Genomic DNA, 21,798 nt, shown 5'->3' on the forward strand with positions numbered 1-21,798 from the left:
GCTCTACCTCACACCTTCGATCCTATCGCAGCTAGCAGGAGGTCTGCTATGAATAGCTCATGGTTTGAACTGACCTTAGAACAGGAATTTCAACTGAGACTGATGGAAGAATCAGTCCAGGAAATGAGCCGCGAACAGATGCAGGATCTCTTAATCCAGACAGCACGACTGTTGATGGTTAAAGACAACGTGCTCCGTCAGACGATTAAGAATTGTCCGCTCTGATTTGCAAAACCCTGTCTATGTTTGGTTTATCACTAGCTAAAACACTCGTAAATTTGCCTGGGTTTCCATTCGTCTCTGATGGAATACCCAGGGCAATTTGCTGTGTCCATTGGCAGATTCATTCCTGCTGCTGTGCCATGATGGAAGATAGCAATGGGAAATAAACCCTTACACGCGATCGCGAAAGAAGGCGGGGAATGGCGATGGCAAAACAACTGTTACTTGGGGAACTTGTCACCTGCGGGATAGAAAAAACCGTAGCTGCCGCGATGCTACAACAGATCGCTCCATATCTATCCTCTTTACCTGCCGCCGAGTGCTGGCAGCAAATTTCCCAGCAGATCCTCAAACCCGACCATCCCTTTGCACTGCACGAACTACTCTATAAAACCATTTTCTGTGATTGGGATGCGAATCAAGGACCTCCCCCAGCTTGGTTTCCCTCCGACGAGCAGATTCGGGCGACCAATATTGCAGCTTTGATGAACGATCTCAACATAGGTTCCTATCGGGAATTGCATGCTTGGTCGGCGCACAATCGCGCTGAATTCTGGAACGAAACGATCCAACGAGTAGGAATTCGCTTCCGGCAGAAATACAAAGAGATTGTCGATCTATCGCAGGGTGTAGAGTTTCCTCAATGGTTGGTAGGTGCCCGCCTCAACATCGCCGAGAGCTGTTTTCAGGCACCCGAAGACGACCCCGCCATTGTCTTCCAGCCAGAAGGAGGTTTGCTTTCCATCCTAACCTATGGAGAACTCAACGCCCTGAGCAACCGAGTCGCCAATGGATTGGTAGAGACTGGCTTTCGTCCCGGCGATGCGATCGCGATCGCATCGCCGATGACTGCCGAGTCCGTGGCGATTTATCTGGGAATTGTCAAAGCAGGTTGTGCGGTTGTTTCCATTGCCGACAGTTTTGCTGCCGCCGAAATAAAAACACGGCTGCGTTTGTCTGGGGCAAAAGGGATTTTTACCCAGGACTATATCCTGCGCGCTGGCAAACTGTTGCCCCTCTATTCCAAAATCGTCGATGCCCAAGCACCCATAGCGATTGTATTATCACTGGATTCGTCTTCATCGATGCAACTACGTCCTGGGGATTGCACTTGGGAAGAGTTTCTCAGTCCTAACGAGCAATTCGATCCCATTCCTGCCCGTCCATCTGACCACACCAATATCCTCTTCTCTTCCGGCACCACGGGAGAGCCGAAAGCCATTCCCTGGACGCAAACCACTCCGATCAAATGTGCGGTTGACGCACATCTACACCACGATATCCGTCCTAGAGAGGTAGTGGCGTGGCCAACCAATTTGGGATGGATGATGGGACCGTGGCTGATCTATGCTAGCTTAGTTAATCGCGCCACCATTGCCCTCTACTACGGCGTTCCCACTGAGCGAGGATTCGGTCAGTTCGTCCAGGATGCCCGCGTCAACGTGCTGGGATTAGTGCCCAGTCTGGTGAGCGCCTGGAAAGCAACTGCCTGCATGAAAGGGCTGGATTGGAGCGCCATTAAAGCATTCAGCTCGACGGGCGAGTGTTCCAATCCACGAGATATGCTCTACCTAATGTCTCTGGCAGGGTACAAACCCATCATCGAATACTGCGGCGGCACCGAAATCGGCGGGGCATACATTACGGGGACTTTGGTACAGCCTGCAGCTCCTGCAACCTTTTCCACGCCAGCGCTGGGTTTAGATGTTGCCATCCTCGACGAAGACGGCTATCCTTCCAACAAAGGCGAGGTGTTCATTATCCCCCCATCAATCGGACTCTCTAACGAATTGTTAAATAGAGATCACTACAAGGTCTATTTTGCCGATACTCCTACTCATCCCCTAATCCCCATTCCCCTGCGTCGCCACGGAGATCGGATGGAGCTATTGTCCAACGGATACTATCGCGCTCAAGGTCGGGTTGACGATACGATGAATTTGGGCGGCATTAAGGTTAGCTCGGCAGAGATCGAACAAACCCTCAATGTGGTGGAGGGAATTTGCGAAACTGCCGCGATCGCTATCTCTCCGCCCGAAGGCGGACCAAACCAGTTAGTTATCTATGCGGTGGTCGCAGACAATTTTTCTCAGGACAAAGAGACGCTTAAAGCTTCCCTACAGAAAGCAATCCGGCAGTCTCTCAATCCTCTTTTTAAAATTCATGACCTCGTACTGGTCGAGTCGTTACCCCGTACCGCCTCTAACAAGGTCATGCGTCGGGTGCTGCGCGATCGTTATCAAGCTAATTCCTGAAATCTTCTAATAATTAAAGTAGGTCGTGCCACAAAAATCAAAAATAAAATCATTTATTTCTCGATAAAAAAATCGGGGTATAAATACTTAATGCGACTCTTGTAAGTTCAAGATTATAATTAAAGAAAAAGTCTCAAGCAATAACAACCGAACAGTCAAAAAGATCGAAAAAATTGAAAAAAGCTCTTATTTAAGCTAGGGGATCGAAAACCTTAGAATATTTAACTGATTTTAATTAATAAGAGAATTTGATTCTCTTTTGTGGCAAGCAACCGTTCTGTTTGAATAGCAAAAACCAGAGGCGATGTGCATTTTTTTATTATGCCCGACGCAGCGATAGCTCTTCACTTTGTTCGAGGATAAACTCCGTGAAGCGTCTGTGAGATTCTTTAAGTTACCTCAAGTTACCTCAAAAAAGAGGAGGCAATTACAATGTCATTCTCATTAAAAACTCAAAATTTTAATTGCATTACAGATTACGCTCTTGAAACCATAAATTCAATCGCTCTAGATAGGCTGAATAGATTTTTTAACAATCTGCCTGTCGATCCTTATTTAAAAGGAAACTATCGTTTCAGACGATTATCTAACTTCATAGTTTCTTCTAATAGCCTAGTCAAGCTGCCTCATAATCGTCTATTTCAAAGTAAAGAATACAATCCCCTACTAGGCGATATAATCAGAGAATTCGAGGAATTAGACGAAGAAATAGTCAAACTTGAAGACTTTAAAACTATCGTCTTAGAGTTTTTTACTTTCTGTCAGCTTTGCTCTACAGCTAACGAAATTGGAGTGCATCAAATTAGAACGACCACTTCGGCTCGACAAATTGGCAATCCAGCTCCTGAAGGAATTCATCGGGATGGGGTAGATTTGGTGGGAATATTCTGCGTTAATCGGGAAGAAATTGAAGGAGGAGAAACTTATCTTTACAAAGATAAAAATAGCAGCCCAGTTTTCCAAAAAATTCTCAATCCTGGCGAACTATTAGTATTCGACGATCGTCAATTTTTCCACTACACTGCTCCTATCAAACCGACAACCGAGCAACAGGGAGTTAGGGATGTTTTTGTGTTGACTTGTCCCGGTTTGATCGCTAATAGAAACGAAAAGAACTAATAACTGGTGATTGACATGCACCTTGACCTGGAATGGATACGTGCTCAGTTTCCCGCACTAGATCGGAAAATCGGCGGTCAACCAGTCATTTTCTTTGATGGTCCCGGTGGGACTCAGGTGCCTAAATCGACGATCGACGCGATCGGCAACTATTTGCTTCAGTCAAATGCCAATGCTCATGGGGCTTTTGCCACGAGTGTGCAAACGGATGTACTGATTAGAGCGGCTCGTGTAGCGATCGCCGACTTCCTTGGTTGCGATCGCGATGAGGTAGCGTTCGGTGCCAACATGACGACGCTTACCTTCGCTCTCAGTCGCGCCATCGGTCGCCAGTTGCAACCCGGCGACGAGATCGTCGTTACCAGACTCGACCATGAAGCCAATGTTTCCCCGTGGCAAGCCTTAGAGGAACGCGGTGCCGTTATCCGTTTTGTCGATGTCAAGGTAGAAGACTGTACCTTAGATACGAGCGATCTGGAGCGGCAAATTAACGAGCGAACTCGGATCGTAGCCGTTGGGTATGCGTCTAACGCAGTCGGTACGATTAATGACGTGGCAACAGTTGTCCGATTGGCTCGTGCTGTAGGAGCATTGGTTTTTATCGATGCCGTTCACTATGCACCCCACGGCGCGATCGACGTGGGCGCGATCGACTGCGATTTCCTAGCTTGCTCGGCTTACAAATTTTTTGGACCCCACGTTGGCATCTTGTACGGCAAGCGCGAACATTTAGCCCGTTTGCGACCTTACAAAGTACGTCCTGCCCCAGAAGAGGTTCCTTCGCGCTGGGAAACCGGAACTCAAAATCATGAAGGACTCGCCGGATTGGTGGCAGCGATCGACTATTTGAGCGAACTCGGTCGCCGCGTCTCGCCAGCAGTTGAAAGCCGTCGTTCTGCTCTCGTAGCAGCCATGGAAGCCATCCGACAATACGAAAGGGAGCTGAGCAAACAGTTAGTAAGCGGGCTGTTGCAAATTCCAGGCCTAACGCTGTACGGGATAGCCGATCCCGATCGCTTTGCGTGGCGAACTCCAACCGTCGCCATCCGACTCGCCGGACATACGCCTTATGCAGTTGCGAAAGCATTGGGCGATCGCGGGATTTTTACCTGGAATGGCAACTTTTATGCCCGCCATCTCACCGAACGGTTAGGCGTTGAGGCAAGTGGTGGATTGGTGCGCATTGGGCTGGTACATTACAATCATCTCGAAGAGATTCATTATTTGTTAAAAGTCTTGAAGGAAATTTCTGCCCTTGCTACATCTTGACCTACTGAAAAACACCCTCCGGTAAAATCGTAGGCACAAAGATAAAAAAGGGCTATGAAAAAAGAGACTTCCAGAAAAATTGATGCTAGCAGCAAGCTTCAAAAACCCTGGCTCGGAGCGCTTATCCCCCACAATTCAAAACCAGATTTTACCCGACCCCTTTTAGAGATTTCCGCCCAGGAACAACAACGGATCTTGGCTCGACTTAGCTTTCTCTACGGCGAAACCGAAGCTAAGAGATGGATGCCCGAACTAGAAAGGATTCTCAAAGTTTACTATGCCTATAAACACCAGGAGGCGATCGCAGCCGAACGAGAGTTCGATCGCTCTAACCGTTTTACGGAACGGGATCTGATTTTAATTACCTATGGGGATCTCTTACGGAGTAACAGTCGTTCTCCATTAGTAACTCTAGAGAGATTTATCAGAGACATTCTCCGTTACGATAGACTCTTTAGCACCATTCATCTTTTACCCTTCTTTCCCTATTCTTCCGATCGCGGCTTTTCGATTACAGATTTTACTGCCGTTAATCTGAGTTTGGGGTCTTGGGAGGACATCGAGGAGATTGGCGAACAGTATCAATTGATGTTTGACGGGGTTTTCAACCATGTCTCATCCCAGGGTCAAGCCTTTCAAGAGATGCTTGGCGGCAATCGAGCCTATAAAGATTGGGCAATTGTCTATCATTCTCCTGACGAACTGACTCCCGAACAGCGTCGGCAGATCGTCCGCCCTCGCACCTCCGATGTCTTGACTCGCTATCAGTCTATCGATGGTCCTATTTGGGTTTGGACGACTTTCTCTGCCGATCAAATCGATCTCAATTACAAAAATCCCAAAGTTCTCATGGGGACGATCGAAACCTTACTACTGTACGTTCGTCATGGGGCAGATATTATTCGCTTAGATGCTGCGACTTATTTATGGAAAGAACCGGGAACGACTTGCGTTAACTTGCCCCAAACCCACGAACTCGTCAAGCTTTTTCGAGATGTCTTAAATGTCGTTGCACCTGGCGTTGCCCTGATTACGGAAACCAATGTGCCCCATCAAGACAATATCTCTTACTTTGGAGATGGTTCGGACGAAGCTCAGATGGTCTATAACTTTACCTTGCCGCCGCTCGTTCTTTATACCTTTTATAAGGAAGATACCACGGTTCTTTCCGAGTGGGCAAAGGATCTAGAGTATCCTTCAGCGACGACAACGTTTTTTAATATTCTCGACACCCACGACGGGATTGGCTTGATGGGGGTGAAAAATATTCTACCTCAGGCAGAGATTGACTTCATTATCCAGAAAGCTAGGGAGCATGGGGCATTTGTCTCTTATAGAACGGGAGCCGATGGTAAGAGAAAACCTTACGAAATCAACACGACTTGGTTTAGCGCCCTCAACCTAGATAATAGCCGCGAAGACATGGCTTTTCAGGTGAAACGGTTTGTCGCTTCTAGGAGCATTGCTTTGGTGCTGCGAGGAGTGCCAGGAATTTATTTTCACGGGCTAATTGGCACGCGCAATGATGTTGAAACGGTTCGGAAAACGAAATTTAAGCGAGACATCAACCGTCAAGTCCTTCAGGAAGAAGACCTCATCATCGCCCTTAAAGACCCACACTCAAAGCTTTCTTTGCTCGCAGGCGAGTTGGGCAAACTTCTAGAAGTTCGAGTAAAACAAAGTGCTTTTCATCCCAATGGGAAACAACAAATTTTCAGGCTTTCCCCAGATGTTTTTATCGTATGGCGAACGTCTCCCAATGGCGATGAGCATATTCTCACTTTAACCAATGTTACTCACAAAATTTGTCAAATCGAGATTCCGCTCTCCGAATTAGAGGTCAAAGAATGTCATTGGTACGATTTAGTCGGTAGAAGAGGGTGGATGGCGCAAGGGCAAAATCTAGAAGTGATTTTACAGCCCTACGATGTAGTTTGGCTGATTCCCTTTACCGAAATAGAGAGGAGTATCGAGTCGGAGGGGGGTTGAACAATGCGATCGCGAGTAATCCTCTCAAGCTATCGTACTCCGATCGAGATATAGCCTAAGAGGAATTTCTGGCACCTACCTTGTAACAGTACAATGGTGTTGGTTTTTATAAGCCAGCTAGCGATTGAGGAACCATTGTGCTGCTATCAAAAGGATTTGAAGTCGAAATGTATACTGGCACTCCCGAAGGCGATATCGTCGGGTTGTCAGATCGCATCGTTAGAGACCTAGAGGGGTTTGTGCGAGAGCCAGACAGTCGCAACGTAGAATATACGACTGCACCCCTGTGTTGCTACGATCGCCTTTTATGCGCCATTCTGCGACCCCGGCGGCAGCTTAGAAAATATTTACAAAAAATCGGTAACTACACGCTAATTCCCGGCAGCACGTTATCTTTGGGAGGGAGCGATCGCTTTTACCGTTCCGATCCCCACAATCCCTATCACGACTACATCGAGCAAACCTATGGAACCACGGTCGTCACCGCCAGCATTCACATGAATGTAGGAATCGACGACCCAGAAGATTTACTGCAAGCTTGTCGCCTCATTCGCGTCGAAGCCCCTCTCTATCTTGCTCTGAGCGCCTCTTCTCCTTTTTTTGACGGCAAAGCGACTGGTTATCACTCGACTCGCTGGCACATCTTTCCTAAAACCCCTGCCCAGATCCCGTTCTTTGAGAGTCACGATCACTTTATCCGCTGGACGGAAGAACAACTAGCTAAGGGAACAATGCAAAACGTTCGCCATCTGTGGTCGTCAGTGCGCCCCAATGGCGATCGCCGTCCCTACTGCCTCAATCGCTTAGAATTAAGAATCTGCGATTTAATTACCAATCCCATTTCTCTGTTGGCAGTGATGGCATTGTTAGAAGCTCGTCTCACCCAACTGTTGCGAGATCCCAGTCTCGATCCCTTACAACTCAGCCAATTGCCTGCGGCGACTCGTGCACAAGATTTAATCGCTATTACCGATGCAAACGAAGAAGCTGCCGCCCATTGGAGTCTGGACGCGCAACTCCGACATTGGCAAGATGGTCGTAAAATCCTCGCTAGGGATTGGATCGAGGAAATTTATCAAGAAGTCTTGCCAATTGCCAAACAACGGGGTATTGCTTGTTTTCTCTCGCCCGTGAAGAAAATTCTGCAGGAGGGCAATCAAGCTCAACAATGGATGCAGCAATACGAAGCGGGATGGGATATCCGTTCGATTATAACTCGTACCATTCAAACAACAGAGCTACAAGAGCAAGAACTCGAACACAAGTTATGTCAGCCGTTGTTGGTCGCTTGAGGATACTTTTGCAGCCAACTGTCTATATCTTGAAGGACTTGAGCAGGAATTTCCCAAGGAAATAGATGGGCTGTATTCGGATAGCATTGCCAGTGACAATGCTTGAGATGTTGGGCGGTTTCCTGACTCGATTCAGCCGTGATATGTTTATCTGCGGCACCTGCGAGCACGAGACAAGGAATTTCAATCCGGTTTAGATCTCCCAAGCGATTGTATCCCGATCTGAGCGCTTTAGAAAGCGCTTTTTGGGCGGCATTAGAAGTTTGCAGATAGGCGGAAACTCCGTCGGAGGCGAGGTATTGATAGGCAAGAGGGGTTTGTTGGTGCAGGAGGTAGCGAAAGAGCGATCGCACTCCAAAAACCTCTATATTCCACTGCCAACCGGGTTTGAGGTAATTGATAATGCCAGCGATTCCAGTATAAAGGAAATCCTGCCAACCTACGGGAGGATGATTGCCGCGAGGACGTGCGGCAGAAGCAATCAAAATCAGACCGCTAAACCGTTGGGTATCTCGGAGGGCTAATTCTAGGGCGAGGATTCCGCCTAACGACCATCCCAACAGCAAGCAGCGATCGACTTTTAATCGCTCTAAAAGTGCCGTCAAATCGGTTAAATGGTCGTTCATCTCGAAGTGACCGTTAGGACGACTTTTCCCATATCCTCGTAAATCGGGCGCTATGGTTTGAAAGCGTTTTGATAAATAATTGGTAAAGACAGATAAGCTGCGACCCGAACCTGGATGACCGTGCAAGCAGAGAATAGGATAGCCTTTTCCTCGAACTTCGACGTTGAGATTCATGAAATTGGAGACTCGATGTTATCGACTCGAATGTTTTTTTACTAAAGCTGATTTATCAATAAACAATTAAGCGAGCATTTTCTATTTAGACTCTCATTCTCTGTCTAAGCTTATTTTAAAGTGCCTATCTTAAAGTTGGCTAAAAAGTAGGGCTATTTCATTCTAGTAGCCAGAGAATAAATTTTCTGTCTAACAGGTTGTCCCAAAAGTATAGTATGTCATGTTGAGCGGAGCGATCGCGAAAGGAAACATCTTATAGCAATTCGCAATTGGCAATTATCAGTTCGCCATTAGTCAGCAGCTATTAGCCGTCGGGGAATGAATTCCCCGTCTAATATATAAAGTCCATTAAAATGGACTGAAACACTTGTTTAGTCGTATGAAGACGACTTCGCATATGAGGCAGCGAGAGAACATCAAGGGGCATATTATTGACAATGGTGCAAGTTTTACATAAGACGGACTTGATATTTAGGGGAAAAGAAATTTATTTCTTGGTGAAATCAAGTCACAATCAAATAAACTCGGCTAAAAAGTAGCCCGAACTTTACTGGTAATGCGCAGAACTGACTCTTGCTCGAATTGTTGTTTATATTTTTTAATAATTGCTCGAATGGCTTGCTCCTTCTCAAAACTGGGTTCATAGAGTAAGATTAACATCTTGTTTTTTTCTCTCAGTATCGTTCCAGAGGAGTTTAAATACTGTCCGTAACCCTCTAAAACCGTTAATCCTTCTCGAAAATGCGGCGTAATCTCGTCATTCAAAAATTGCTGCCATTGAACTTCCGTTATTTGTTTCCCCTGTGGCAAAGAGGTACCAAAATACAACTCATCTTTGATTAAGATCTGAGAGTTAGCCTCAACCGCAGAGACAGCAGTAGTTTCTTGAATTTTTGAATACGGAGCGATCGCGCCAGTTAACAATAAACTGATAAAAAACAGAATTCCCAGACGGTTGAGTCGAGTCTTCATGGATTAAACGATAGACTGAGAGATTTTTAGGGGTTGCATAATAACGATATGAACCTGGGAAAATTGTTATGCAATGTTTGCCCGGCAACTCGACGTAAATCTGGTTCGATTATCGATCGCCTCGTTCGTATTTAGATTGGGCAATGCCGATTTTTCGATAAAGATCGTCCCCCGATCCTGGCAAAAGTTGACTTTCAATCCAATCGGAAGGTAAAGATTCTCGCTTGCCGATGAGGAGGATTCCATTGGCAAGCAAGCGATCGCAAATTTGTTGCAGGATTTCCCGTTGTAAGGTTGGCTCGAAATAGGTGAAAACTAAATTTCGGCATAAAATGAGGTGAAAAGAGCCATTTGGCATCTCCTTTCGGATATCTTGGCGATCGAAGCGAATTCTTTCCTTAAAGATAGGCTTGATGCAATATTGCTCGCTGTTGATAGTAAAAGCTTCTGCGATCCATTCTTGAGGGAGTTCCTTGAGCGTTCCTAGTTTATAACAACCTTGACTCGCTCTTGAGAGCAAATATTCATCAATATCAGTTGCCAAGATGTCTAAAGGCAAATAGAATTGCGATCGCGCCAAACAGAAATGTTCGATAAGTTTGAGCGTATAAACTTCTTCTCCTGAAGCACAGCCAGCACTCCAGCAACAAAGGCTTTTGTCGCCCCTTTCAGTAGCCAACCGCGCCAAAGCGATTAGTTCCTGGGTTAATTGCGCGAATACCCGCGAATCTCGATAAAAACGAGAAATAGTGATTCGGCAGCAAGCATCTACCACTGACCATTCTTCAGCATGAGTAGCGAGATAGACAGAGTAACTGGAAAAGTCTTCTAGTTCTAATTCTTTGATGCGATGTTTCAACCGCTTGCAGACTTGCTGGCGCACTCGCCGAAACCCCGACCAACGCAAGTGTAATTTAGGGAGGATTTCCTGTAAAAAGCGGACGCATTCGCAATCTTTCATTGAGTCAGATTTTTGTTGAGCGATCGCGCAGTTTGTTTGAGATAACATAAAGCATCTCTCAGGCGATCGCAATGCTGAAGTTATTAAAATTTAACCAGGAGAGGGAAACCCTATTATGAAACCTGGGATTAACTTAGATTCCTGGTTGACTGACAAATCTTTGTCCCCTCATCCCTAAATCCCTTCCCCCACAAGGGGTAAAGGGACTTCAGGCAAAAGTTTTAAGTTGAAAAGCCTCTCCCGCTCTGGGAGAGGGGTTAGGGTGAGGGCGATTTGAGTTTTGTCAGTCAATCAGCTTATCTTTAAGCAAACACTTCAGGTTGATAGCGAATTCCCGCTTGCTTGAGACGGAGCAATGCTTCTCCCAAGCGATCGCGATCGGCAATTAAACTAATTCTTACATATCCTTCCCCTCCTTCGCCAAAAGCATTCCCAGGAGTCACCACGACTCCGGTTTTCTGTAAAACATCGAGGGCAAAATCCGCAGAATTTATGCCCACCGGACAAGGTACCCACAGATACATCGTGGCTTTAGAAAGAGGAATATTCCAACCCAATTCTGCCAATCCTTGGATGAGAAAATCGCGACGTTCGCGATAGCGATCTTGCACTTGTTTGATATGACTGTCTGGTAATTGCAAAGCGGTTTCGGCTGCGGTTTGAATAGCAGCAAAAATGCCGTAATCGAGGTTGGTTTTTAGAGTGCGCAAACCTTGAATAATGTCCGAATTTCCGACCACAAATCCCACGCGCCAGCCTGCCATATTGTAAGTTTTGGACAAGGTATGAAATTCAACCCCGATTTCTTTTGCGCCGGGAATTTGTAATAAACTGGTAGGTTGATAGCCGTCAAATGCCAACTCTGCGTAACAGAGATCGTGTACGAGCATGATTTCGTAGTGGCAAGCAAAAGCGACGACTTCTTCAAAAAATTCTCTAGGAGCAGTCGCCGTCGTAGGATTGCTGGGATAGTTGAAGTAGAGAATCTTTGCTTGTCGCGCCACTTCCTCTGGAATCGCAGACAGCTCGATTAACCAGTCTTTTTCCGCTTTTAGCATTAAGGGATAGATTTTGCCGCCAGCAATCAAGGGACCGCGAAAATGAGGCGGATAAGAAGGACTGGGAACGAGAACGAGATCGCCTGGGTTGATATAGGCAAGGGCGAGGTGAGTGAGTCCTTCCTTCGATCCTAGTAGGGGTAAGGCTTCGCTATCGGGATCGAGATCGACATCGTAGCAACGTTTGTACCAATTGGTGATGGCACGACGGAAGCTAGCCGTGCCTTCAAAGGGAGGATAGCCGTGGGTTTGGGGTTTTCCAAGAGACTCGATCGCCGCCTCAATTACTGGTTCAGGCGCAAATCCATCTGGATTGCCCATCCCTAAATCGATCAAATCTAGTCCCTGTTCTCTCGCTCGTGCTTTGAGTTCGTCAAGACGAGCAAAAACATAAGTCGGTAATGCTTTCAGGCGATCGGCACGGCTAATCCAATTTACACTCATTGCTACGGATTGACACAAATGTAAATACACATAGGCAATTATTGTCTCATTCAAATGAGCCTTTGCGCTAATTTTTAAGATCTCGTTTTTCTAACAGACTTTTTTGTAGGATAGCTCAACTTCGCTCGAAGCTGCTGCTACGGGGCGACTATCCCATCGATCTAGTTTGCTGCTGTACAGGAGTTTTTGTTGCCACGGCGATCGGCTTGACATCCGATCGATACTCTTCTAACGTAAACGAATCTACCTGAATCGCATCGTTGCGAGCAGCCTCTGCCTCACGGATTAGCTCGATATCTTGCTTGCTAATGACACTAGTCTCTAAAGCTTGTGCTATTAACCGTTCGGGTTTCTGCGGCGACAGTTTACCAGCACGGATGGCAGCTTTGATAGTTTTGAGAACTGGCTCGACTTGAGACGATAGCAGGAAGGCGCGTTCTAATCGTCCCAAGGCTTCGTTTGCATCGTCAGGAATATGAATGCCTGCGGTGAGTCTATCTCGCAGCAGTCCAGGAGTTTGCAGGATCTGGGCAATTTGGCTGCCAAGCTGGTCGCCTGGTTGAGTTCCAATCGGATTCAGTCGCCACCACCAAGCAACAAGTTCCCGAAGCACGGGCAGATTGTTAAAAATTCCTTCAAATCCTTGTTGAATTTGGGCAAAAGCATACTGCATCGCCCAGTGGACTAGGGGAAGATCTGACTGTTGGCGACCTTCCGCCTCGAACCGACGCAGCGTAGCAGTCCCCAGATACATCCAAGAAAGAATATCGGCAAATCGTCCGGTCAGTTTTTCTCGTCGCTTTAGCGTACCGCCGAAGAAAATGAGCGCTAGGTCAGTGAGGAAGGCAAAGGTTGCCGAAGCCCACGCCAACTTGCGATAGTATTTAGCTGTAGCGCCAGAAACTGGGGAACGAGCCAAGTAACCGCGAGAAAGGTTGAGGAGAACGGCACGGAAGCCATTGCGAACCATCCAGCCGAGATGATGCCAGAAAGCGCGATCGAAAGCCGCAACATCGGACTGGTTGAGCGCTTCGATTTCTGCATAGATATAGGGATGACAGCGAATCGCCCCTTGACCGAAGATAATCATCGTGCGAGTGAGGATATTTGCGCCTTCGACCGTGATGGGAATGGGGGTTGCGGTGTAAATATTTGCCAGCAAGTTTCTCGGTCCCCGACAAATGCCAGCCCCGCCGAGAATGTCCATGCCATCATTGATAATTTTGCGCGACAGTTCGGTGAAGTTGTATTTTGCGATCGCAGAAATTACCGCAGGCTGTTCCCCTTTATCGACTGCGCCGCAAGTATAAATCCGCCCAGCCTCCATCAGATAAGTCAGTCCGCCAATACGGGCTAAAGGTTCCTCAATGCCTTCAAAACGACCGATAGAAAGACCAAACTGATGCCTTACCGTTGCATAAGCCCCCGTTACTCGCGTCACCAGCTTGGCAATGCCAGTACAGGCAGCCGGAAAACTAATCCCTCGACCTGCCGCTAGGGATTGCATAAGCATTTTCCATCCTTGCCCCGCCTGTTCGACACCGCCGATAATCTGGTCAACAGACACGATGACATCATGCCCTTCAAGGGGAGAGTTATAAAAAGGTACTCCCATTGGGTCATGTCGCCTTTCCAGTACGACTCCCGGCGTATCCGCAGGAATCAAAGCACAGGTAATCCCCACATCTTCCCCTTTGCCGAGAAGATTGTCAGGATCTCGCAGTCTAAATGCTAATCCAATCAGAGTCGCGATCGCGCCGAGGGTGATGTAACGTTTTTTCCAGTTGAGGCGCAGATAAAGCTTGCCATCCGTTCCTTTAAACACAATCCCCTCTGAAACGATACTGGCTGCATCCGACCCAGCATTGGGTTCGGTCAGGGCAAAACAAGGAATTTCCTCACCTCGCGCCAGTCGCGGCAGATAATATTCCTTCTGTTCGGGAGTGCCGTAGCGAAGTAACAGTTTGGCAGGACCGAGAGAATTAGTAACGCCGACGGTTGCCGTGTAGATAAAAGAACGCGATGCCAATTTCATCATCACGGTACTGTAATCCAAGCTGGAAAAGCCCAACCCGCCATATTCCTTGGGAATTATCGCCCCCAAAAAGCGCTCTTGTTTGAGATAGTCCCATACTTGGGGGGGAAAATCCTTGCGGCTGTAAATTTCCCAATCGGTTGTCATGCGACAGACTTGTTCGACTGGACCATCTAGAAATGCTTGAAGTTCCGGCGAAATCTGGGGATAGGGTTCGCTGTTGAGGCGTTGGAAATTGGGACTGCCAGAAAAGAACTCCCCATCCACCCACACCGTCCCCGCTTCAATTGCCGCCCGTTCCGTTTCCGAAATGGTCGGCAATAGTTTTAATGCTTCGATCCTTTTCACAACTTGAGAGGTAATAATCGCACGTCGCAGCACCGGAATATTCAAAACAGCAGCCACAATGCCAAAACAGATCCAGACCCAGATGGGTACATTAAACGCTGCTAGAACTGCTGCCAAATACAACGACCATACCCAAAGAGGAACGCCGATATAGCCAAGCAATAGGAAAAGAAACAGGAATAGGAATATAGGCATGTAGATAGACGCGGTGACGCGGAGAAATGGGGAGGTGGGGAAGGCTTTTAAGTAATTTTCTAAGGAAAGGAAAGAAATCATAGTTTTATCCCTGCTAAAATCATCAAACTTAAAGGACGCGGCGATGCGGAAAGACGAGGACGCACACAAGAGAGAAAGAAGCGATATGAGAATGAGAGAAGAGAATACTAAAAAGAAATGAGTAGATCGGCGTGAAGAGATTTAGCAATAGCAAATATTCGCTCGTTTAAAGAGTTAAGGGTTTGGCAAAATGCGATCGATACAGCCATGACGATTTTTGAGCTAATCAAATCTTTTCCCATAGAAGAACGCTATTCTCTAAGCGACCAAATTCGCCGCTCTACCCGTTCTGTAGCTGCAAATATTTCAGAAGCTTGGAGAAAAAGAAGATATCCAGCAGCATTTGTTAGTAAACTCAATGACGCTGAAAGTGAGGCATCTGAAACTCACAGCCCAAACGATGAACTTAGGAAGATGACAAATTCTCAATCACCCCTGCTACACCCATGCCGCCACCAACGCACATGGTAACCAGACCGTAGCGAATGCCGCGACGCTTCATTTCATGCAATAAAGTTGCTGTCAGTTTCGCACCCGTACATCCCAAAGGATGACCCAGCGCGATCGCACCTCCATTAACATTGACAATATCTTCGTTAAGACCAAGTTTGCGAATAACAGCGAGAGATTGAACGGCAAAGGCTTCATTCAATTCGATCAAACCGATGTCGTCCAGCGTCAGCCCTACCTGCTTGAGGACTTTCGGCACCGCTTCTATCGGTCCGATGCCCATAATCTCTGGCGGAACGCCCGCAACGACATACCCCAACAATCGCCCCAAGGGTTGCACGCCGAGTTCGTTAACCATGCGATCGCTCATGATGACTGTCGCCGCTGCACCATCAGAAGTTTGGGATGAGTTGCCCGCCGTCACCGTACCGCCGACGCGAAACACGGGTTGCAAATTAGCCAAAGCTTCCAGACTGGTATCGGGACGAGGACCCTCATCCACCTGAAAAACTTTCTCCATCGACTGCGGTTTGCCATCGATGTAGTGCGTTTCTTTTACGGGAACCGGGACGATTTCCTCGGCAAAACGACCTTGCCCAATTGCGTCCAAGGCGCGTTGGTGCGATCGCAGGGCAAAGGCATCTTGTTCTTCGCGAGAAATCCGATATTGCCGCGCGACATTTTCTGCTGTGAGACCCATGGTCATGTATACCTCTGGCTTTTGTGCCAGAAGATCTGGGTTGGGCAAGAGATCGTGTCCTCCCATGGGAATCAAACTCATCGATTCGGTTCCCCCTGCCACTACTACCTCTGCCTGTCCGGTCATAATCGCCCCAGTTGCCATGGCAATTGCTTGCAGTCCAGATGCACAAAAGCGATTAATTGTCAAGCCTGCCACCGCATCGGGCAATCCTGCTCGCTGAGCGATCGTCCGTCCCAGATTGAATCCCTGTTCTGCTTCGGGAAAGGCACAGCCAAAGATGACATCATCGATGCGTACCGGATCGAGATTTTTCACTCGCGCGATCGCTTCTTTAACAACAACTGCTCCCATATCGTCCGGGCGAACGTTGCGTAGCGTCCCGCGCGGTGCTTTTCCAATAGCAGTCCTGACGCTGCAGACAATATAAGCTTCTTTCATAATTTGTCCTTTGATTTTGAATTTTGGATTGGGGATTGGTCACTTGTTATGAGTCATTAGTCATTGGTCATTTGATGAAAGGATTGAGGATTGTGAGTGGTTATTGGTTAATAGTTAGTTTTCTCCCCATCCCCCACTCTCGCCGTCCCCCCGTCTTCCAGTCTCCCTTGTCTCCCCACACTCACCACGCTCTCCCCTCTCCGCGTCCTACTAATTCCGTAGAGGTTTTTTAGTCTCGAGCATGTGAGCAATTCGCTCTTGGGTTTTGGGTTGACTGAGAAGGGGCACAAACACCTCCCGCTCTAATTGCAGCAGGTAGTTTTCATCTACTAAAGAAGGAACGGACAAATCTCCACCCGTCATAACATAAGCCAAGCGATTGGCGAGATAGCGATCGTATTCGCTAATGAAGCCGCCCTGTTGTAAGATGTAAGCGCCATGCTCTAGCATTGCCCTGGCAGGACGACCCAGCACCATGAAGGCTTTGCGTTCGGGGGGCGGCGTATAGCCTTCGCGATCGAGACGCAACACCTCTTCTTTGGCGACAAATAAGAGGCGATCGCCATTCATGACAATCCTTGCCTGGGGCGAAAGGAAGCCAAGCTCTTGCGCTTCGTAGGCACTATTGGACACCTTTGCCATGCCGATGGTTTCAAAGACTTGTTTGAGGAAAGGCGCAATATCGCCGGGAGAGTCCGTCGCGGCTCGTTGTGCCGCCCAAATTGTCATGCGCGTGGTGCCGCCACCCGCAGGAATGAGTCCTACGCCGAGTTCCACCAATCCGATATAGCTTTCTGCCGCTGCTACTACCTGCGGACATGCCATGACTACCTCGCAACCGCCACCGAGCGCCCGTCCCTGCACCGCAGCGACGATGGGTTTGGGGAAATATTGAATTCGCTGCATCAGGTTTTGAAACTTGACGAGCAGATTCGCGATCGCGTCGAAATTGCCCGACTGCGCTGCCATTCCCATTTCTGCCAGATTGGCTCCAGCGGAGAAATTAGCACTGCCGTTGCCGATAACCATGCCGCGAAACTCCCTAGTTTCGAGGAGATCGAGCACTTCGGCTAATCCCTCTATTACCTTTTGGCTCACGGTATTGCCTTTGGAGCGGAACTCGTACAAGACTACCCCATCACCCAAGTCCAGCAAGGCTGCTTCTGGGTTTTGCCAAAGGGTGCGGTTTGAGTCGGCTTTAATAACGCCCAAATGGATTTCATCTGTAGGCGTTTCTAAAAGAATAGGGCCGCGATCGGACATAACCACTCCGGAGGTGAAGCAGGCTTCTCCCCGACAGACTTCTCGCTCTGCGCCTTGGTGCTTGCCGATTTCGGTGCGGTAAAAGCCCGTTATCCCCTCGTAGCGCATTTTTTCGACCCATCCTGGCACGACGATTCCAGCGGCTTCCATATCTGCCAGGATGACATCGAACCCAAGAGCATCCCAGATTTCAAAGGGACCGAGTTCCCAATTAAATCCCCAGCGCATGGCGCGATCGATCTCGGCGGGACTGTTGGCAATTTCGGGAATGCGGCGAGCGCAATAGCCTAGCATTTCTAAGGTGGAGCGACGGAAGAAAGCACCCGCACGCCCCGGATCGCGATAGAGTGCCCGCAGGCGATCGCCTAAATCGCGAATTTTAGCAATGGCATCGATATCGCCCAAATTCAGGGGTTTTGCTGGCTCGTAGGTGAGAGTTTCTCGATTGAGGGAAAGAATTTCTTTCCCTTGCTTTTTGTAAAAGCCCTGACCTGTTTTTGTGCCGAGTGCCTTAGCTTTTACAAGTTTATCCAGTAGTTCGGGAACGCGAAGGATCTCCCGACTTTCATCGTGGGGAATGGCGGGGTAGAGATGCTTGGCGACATAGACTAGGGTATCGAGTCCCACTAAATCTATCGTCCGGAACGTTCCCGACTTCGGTCGTCCCGCGATCGTCCCCGTCAAGGTATCGACTTCCTCAATGGTATATCCTTCCTCTGTCAAGGCTCGTATCCCCTGCATCGTCACGTACATCCCGATGCGATTGGCGATAAAGTTGGGGGTATCTTTTGCCATTACTACCCCTTTCCCCAGGTGCAGCCGCCCGAACCACTGCATTCGTTGGAGTACCTGCGGATCGGTATCGGGTGTGGGAATGAGTTCGAGTAGCTTGAGATAGCGAGGCGGATTGAAAAAGTGCGTGCCCAAGAATCGTTTGCGGAAAGCATCCGATCGCCCGTTGGCGATCGCGCCGATGGGCAACCCGCTAGTATTGGTAGAAATGACGGTATCTTCGCGGACGACACTCTCCAATCGTTCCATCAACTGCTGCTTGATTTCCAGATTTTCTACTACCGCTTCGATCGCCCAATCGACCTCGGCAAGGCGATGAAAATGTTCGTCAAAATTGCCCAGAATAATGCGACGGGCGGTTTTTTCGGTAAATAAAATCGGCGGAGATAATTTGAGAGCCTTTTTGAAGGAGGCTTCCACCAAATCGTTTTTCTTGCCCGTCTCAGCGGCAAGATCGAGCAGATGAACTGTCAGACCTGCATTGGCGAGGTGAGCTGCGATTTGGCTTCCCATCACGCCCGCACCGAGAACGGCAACCGTTCGGAATGGCTTCCACATAATTCTGATACCTCGATTTTGGATTTTGGCGAAGCCGCCGCACGCTCCTTGAACCTCTTCAAGGAGAACGGCGGATGAAAGGATTGGGGATTAGTTAGTAGTTAGTGGTTTTTCCTCCCACTTCCTCCCACACTCCCCACACTCCCGGTTCTCCCTACCTTCTGCCTTAATAATGATTGAGCGATCGCGCATAGACTGGGCAGGTGACGGGAGCAACAGGCGGACACATAATCGCAGGAATATCGTTTTCATTAACGCTTTCGAGTTCCGCGTCGGTGCGTTTGTGCGTCCCCGCGTCGCGAACGTCTTCATATAAGGCATCGATTTCCTTGGCAAATGCTTCGACTACTTTGGCACGCCTAACCTCTCCGCTTGGTGTCAGCATCTCGTTCTCAACGTTTAAAGTCGCGTTGACGAGACTGAAGCGCTTAACCATAGACCAGTAAGGCAGATGACAATTGGCTTCGTCTACCAGGGCTTGGTAGAGGGCAAGGATGCATGGATGCTTTAGAAGCGCTTCAGTTGGCAAGTTGAGTCCGATCGCTTGCGCTTGCTCGTGCAGGGCATCTAGATTGGGGAAAATCAGCATGGCGCAGAATTTTCGTTCGGCACCCACCGCGATCGCCTTTGAGACTAGAGGAGATTTCTCTAGCTTGCCCTCCAGCGGTTCTGGGGTCACGTACTTGCCTGTGGAGAGTTTGAAGGGACTTTTCTTAAGACCAGTAATCTTAAGAAAACCGTCTTCGCCAAATTCTCCTAAATCGCCTGTATGCAACCATCCATCCTCATCGAGGACTTTTTGAGTGGCTTCGGGGTTTTTGTAGTAGCCTTGCATGACGCAAGGTCCCCTGACGAGAATTTCTTTATCTTCTGCGATCGCGAATTCTACCCCAGGCAAGGGCACGCCCACGGTTCCTGCCCGGTTGAATTGCCCTCGATTGCAGGCAACTGCCCCACTCGTTTCGGTCAAACCATAGCCTTGTAGGATGACGATTCCGGCTGCTGCTAATAAGTTAGCTATCCCGGCTTTCAAGGCTGCCCCTCCACTAATCAAGTATTTGAGACGACCTCCGAATACGGCTCGCCATTTCGAGAAGACGAGGCGATCGGCTACTTTAAGCTGTAAGGCATACAGTGCCTTAGGTTGTCGTCCCAACTCGTACTGTTTTGCTAGATTTAACGCCCAGTTAACGATATTTTGAATCGGGGCATTTTGGAGGAATTGCAGCTCGATCTTAAAGACGCTAAAACGAGAGAACAACCACCCAACATGCCGTTTCGTCGCTTTTCTTGCTCTCAGCCACCTTTGTAAGGCTGCTGTACTGTATTTTCTCTTGGCTGCTCGTTTTTTTTTGCCTACAGTTTCCGATCGCGTTGATTGTTTGCTTGCTCTTTCCAAAATATGGTGGTAAACCTTCTCCAGTAGCAGAGGCACCGTAGCAAAAAGCGTCGGTCGCACTTCCATAAGATGCTTCATAACCCGATTTGGGCTTGAGAAATAGATACTGTGCCCGTAGTTCATATGACCGTAGACAAAGGTACGGGCAAAAACGTGCGTTAGCGGCAAAAATGAAAGGGCAACCTCTTTTGCCCCTAATGCCAAATCGGGAATACTGGTAAAAGTAGCCAACGAACTTGCAGAAAGGTTTTCATGGGTCAGCATGACGCCCTGAAGTTGTCCCGTCGAGCCGGGAATATAGATGATGGTGGCTAGCATTTTCGCTTCCAGCGATTCTCGCAGTTGCTGTCTGTGGGTTTCTCCACCGCAATTCCGACCTTTGGCACGAACCTCCTCTAAGGAAAGGAGTTGGATGCATGGCGGAAATTCCGGACAAGGGCGATCGACTCGCGGGTGATGGAGGAGTTGTGGAATCACCAAACATGCCGAGGCAGGGATTTCCTTGATGTCGCTCGTTTCCTGGGTTGCTTCATTGCGATCGCTTAACCGTTGCGAGCGCACTTGCTGCCAATTGGTGGGAACGTCGGCAATGATGGCAATTTTAAGAGTCGATGCATCCCACAAGTAAGGGACGATTTGATTGAGCAAATCGAGGTTGGAGATAACGAGCGCTTTTGCCTCGCTGTGCTGCATGATGAAAATTATGTTTTCGATCGTCTGAGTGAGGTCGATCGGTACGTCGATTAGGTTTGCCAGCAAGCAACCCATATCAACTAAACAAAAGTTAACATCGCTGTGCATTAACAGAGCAACGCGATCGCCCTTCTCCAGGGGCAACTCTAACAAACCGAGTGCTACCTCTTCGGCTGCACTCCGAAAGGCATGATTGGAGAGCGACTCCCACCCTGCTTCTCTCCATTGATTGAAGGCGCGATTGTTAGGAGCGCGATCGCATCCCTCATCGAGCAAGGAAGGCAAAGTTCTCCCCAAGATTGCCTTTCCAGAGTTAGGGGGAGCTTTGTAAGTCTTATCAAACCGCAACATCTCAAACTAGAAGAGCTTGAAACTCTTCCCCTCGCTAACGGTTATCTTTAAATTTGAGCCTTGCTTGCAGTCGAAGCCTTTTCAATAGAGCGGGATTGACGCATTAAAAGC

14 protein-coding genes and 1 pseudogene are annotated in these 21,798 nt (G+C 48.3%); 7 read left to right on the plus strand and 8 right to left on the minus strand.

Annotation, left to right across the window (positions count from 1 at the left end; translation table 11 throughout):
* The first annotated feature begins 48 nt into the window (after positions 1-48).
* From PLE7327_RS14935 to gshA, 6 genes are all read left to right on the plus strand, one after another.
* Complete coding sequence (locus PLE7327_RS14935) at positions 49-225, plus strand: NblA/ycf18 family protein (RefSeq protein WP_015144646.1); 177 nt, start codon at positions 49-51, stop codon at positions 223-225.
* Positions 226-428: 203 nt separating this feature from the next.
* The gene (locus PLE7327_RS14940) at positions 429-2,477 is read left to right on the plus strand and encodes an AMP-binding protein (protein WP_015144647.1); all 2,049 of its coding nucleotides are present in this window, start codon (positions 429-431) and stop codon (positions 2,475-2,477) included.
* Positions 2,478-2,909: 432 nt separating this feature from the next.
* The gene (locus tag PLE7327_RS14945) at positions 2,910-3,596 is read left to right on the plus strand and encodes a 2OG-Fe dioxygenase family protein (protein WP_015144648.1); all 687 of its coding nucleotides are present in this window, start codon (positions 2,910-2,912) and stop codon (positions 3,594-3,596) included.
* Positions 3,597-3,611: 15 nt separating this feature from the next.
* Complete coding sequence (locus PLE7327_RS14950; RefSeq protein WP_015144649.1) at positions 3,612-4,865, plus strand: cysteine desulfurase-like protein; 1,254 nt, start codon at positions 3,612-3,614, stop codon at positions 4,863-4,865.
* A 54-nt stretch (positions 4,866-4,919) separates the two neighbouring features.
* The gene (locus PLE7327_RS14955) at positions 4,920-6,854 is read left to right on the plus strand and encodes a sugar phosphorylase (protein WP_015144650.1); all 1,935 of its coding nucleotides are present in this window, start codon (positions 4,920-4,922) and stop codon (positions 6,852-6,854) included.
* Between the two features lie 137 nt (positions 6,855-6,991).
* Positions 6,992-8,146 carry a glutamate--cysteine ligase gene (gshA, locus tag PLE7327_RS14960; RefSeq protein ID WP_015144651.1) on the plus strand — a complete coding sequence of 385 codons (1,155 nt, stop codon included), beginning with the start codon at positions 6,992-6,994 and terminating at the stop codon, positions 8,144-8,146.
* Here the strand turns inward: gshA and PLE7327_RS14965 are convergent.
* The 5 genes from PLE7327_RS14965 to PLE7327_RS14985 all read right to left on the minus strand — a co-directional run bounded on the left by PLE7327_RS14965 (position 8,125) and on the right by PLE7327_RS14985 (position 14,959).
* Positions 8,125-8,946 (minus strand): alpha/beta fold hydrolase, encoded by an 822-nt coding sequence (locus tag PLE7327_RS14965; protein WP_015144652.1) that lies wholly within the window; start codon positions 8,944-8,946, stop codon positions 8,125-8,127. The genes gshA and PLE7327_RS14965 overlap by 22 nt on opposite strands.
* A gap of 528 nt (positions 8,947-9,474) precedes the next feature.
* Positions 9,475-9,918 carry a DUF3574 domain-containing protein gene (locus PLE7327_RS14970; protein ID WP_015144653.1) on the minus strand — a complete coding sequence of 148 codons (444 nt, stop codon included), beginning with the start codon at positions 9,916-9,918 and terminating at the stop codon, positions 9,475-9,477.
* Positions 9,919-10,027: 109 nt separating this feature from the next.
* Positions 10,028-10,927 (minus strand): protein-glutamate O-methyltransferase CheR, encoded by a 900-nt coding sequence (locus PLE7327_RS14975; protein WP_015144654.1) that lies wholly within the window; start codon positions 10,925-10,927, stop codon positions 10,028-10,030.
* 254 nt (positions 10,928-11,181) lie between these two features.
* Positions 11,182-12,381, minus strand: a complete 1,200-nt coding sequence (locus PLE7327_RS14980; RefSeq protein WP_041392190.1) for an aspartate aminotransferase — start codon at positions 12,379-12,381, stop codon at positions 11,182-11,184.
* Positions 12,382-12,529: 148 nt separating this feature from the next.
* Positions 12,530-14,959: an acyl-CoA dehydrogenase gene (locus PLE7327_RS14985; RefSeq protein ID WP_144266207.1), complete on the minus strand. Its 2,430-nt coding sequence runs from the start codon at positions 14,957-14,959 to the stop codon at positions 12,530-12,532.
* 228 nt (positions 14,960-15,187) lie between these two features.
* On the opposite strand from PLE7327_RS14985, the pseudogene PLE7327_RS23550 reads away from it, so the two are divergent.
* Positions 15,188-15,433, plus strand: a pseudogene (locus PLE7327_RS23550) (four helix bundle protein); the annotation flags it as partial.
* 13 nt (positions 15,434-15,446) lie between these two features.
* Here the strand turns inward: PLE7327_RS23550 and PLE7327_RS14990 are convergent.
* From PLE7327_RS14990 to PLE7327_RS15000, 3 genes are all read right to left on the minus strand, one after another.
* Entirely contained in the window at positions 15,447-16,631 is a 1,185-nt protein-coding gene (locus PLE7327_RS14990; RefSeq protein WP_015144658.1) for an acetyl-CoA C-acyltransferase, read from the minus strand.
* 210 nt (positions 16,632-16,841) lie between these two features.
* Positions 16,842-19,244: a 3-hydroxyacyl-CoA dehydrogenase/enoyl-CoA hydratase family protein gene (locus PLE7327_RS14995; protein WP_015144659.1), complete on the minus strand. Its 2,403-nt coding sequence runs from the start codon at positions 19,242-19,244 to the stop codon at positions 16,842-16,844.
* 166 nt (positions 19,245-19,410) lie between these two features.
* On the minus strand, positions 19,411-21,687 hold the full coding sequence (locus tag PLE7327_RS15000; RefSeq protein WP_015144660.1) for a long-chain fatty acid--CoA ligase: 2,277 nt from the start codon (positions 21,685-21,687) through the stop codon (positions 19,411-19,413).
* Between the last annotated feature and the right edge of the window lie 111 nt (positions 21,688-21,798).

This window comes from Pleurocapsa sp. PCC 7327 (assembly GCF_000317025.1).
In the GTDB taxonomy this organism is placed as follows: domain Bacteria; phylum Cyanobacteriota; class Cyanobacteriia; order Cyanobacteriales; family Microcystaceae; genus Hydrococcus.

Coding starts and splice junctions, on each gene's coding strand:
- PLE7327_RS14935 (WP_015144646.1), top strand. CDS start 49: ATGAATAGCTCATGGTTTGAACTGACCTTAGAACAGGAATTTCAACTG.
- PLE7327_RS14940 (WP_015144647.1), top strand. CDS start 429: ATGGCAAAACAACTGTTACTTGGGGAACTTGTCACCTGCGGGATAGAA.
- PLE7327_RS14945 (WP_015144648.1), top strand. CDS start 2,910: ATGTCATTCTCATTAAAAACTCAAAATTTTAATTGCATTACAGATTAC.
- PLE7327_RS14950 (WP_015144649.1), top strand. CDS start 3,612: ATGCACCTTGACCTGGAATGGATACGTGCTCAGTTTCCCGCACTAGAT.
- PLE7327_RS14955 (WP_015144650.1), top strand. CDS start 4,920: ATGAAAAAAGAGACTTCCAGAAAAATTGATGCTAGCAGCAAGCTTCAA.
- PLE7327_RS14965 (WP_015144652.1), bottom strand. CDS start 8,946: ATGAATCTCAACGTCGAAGTTCGAGGAAAAGGCTATCCTATTCTCTGC.
- PLE7327_RS14970 (WP_015144653.1), bottom strand. CDS start 9,918: ATGAAGACTCGACTCAACCGTCTGGGAATTCTGTTTTTTATCAGTTTA.
- PLE7327_RS14975 (WP_015144654.1), bottom strand. CDS start 10,927: ATGTTATCTCAAACAAACTGCGCGATCGCTCAACAAAAATCTGACTCA.
- PLE7327_RS14980 (WP_041392190.1), bottom strand. CDS start 12,381: ATGAGTGTAAATTGGATTAGCCGTGCCGATCGCCTGAAAGCATTACCG.
- PLE7327_RS14985 (WP_144266207.1), bottom strand. CDS start 14,959: ATGCCTATATTCCTATTCCTGTTTCTTTTCCTATTGCTTGGCTATATC.
- PLE7327_RS14990 (WP_015144658.1), bottom strand. CDS start 16,631: ATGAAAGAAGCTTATATTGTCTGCAGCGTCAGGACTGCTATTGGAAAA.
- PLE7327_RS14995 (WP_015144659.1), bottom strand. CDS start 19,244: ATGTGGAAGCCATTCCGAACGGTTGCCGTTCTCGGTGCGGGCGTGATG.
- PLE7327_RS15000 (WP_015144660.1), bottom strand. CDS start 21,687: ATGTTGCGGTTTGATAAGACTTACAAAGCTCCCCCTAACTCTGGAAAG.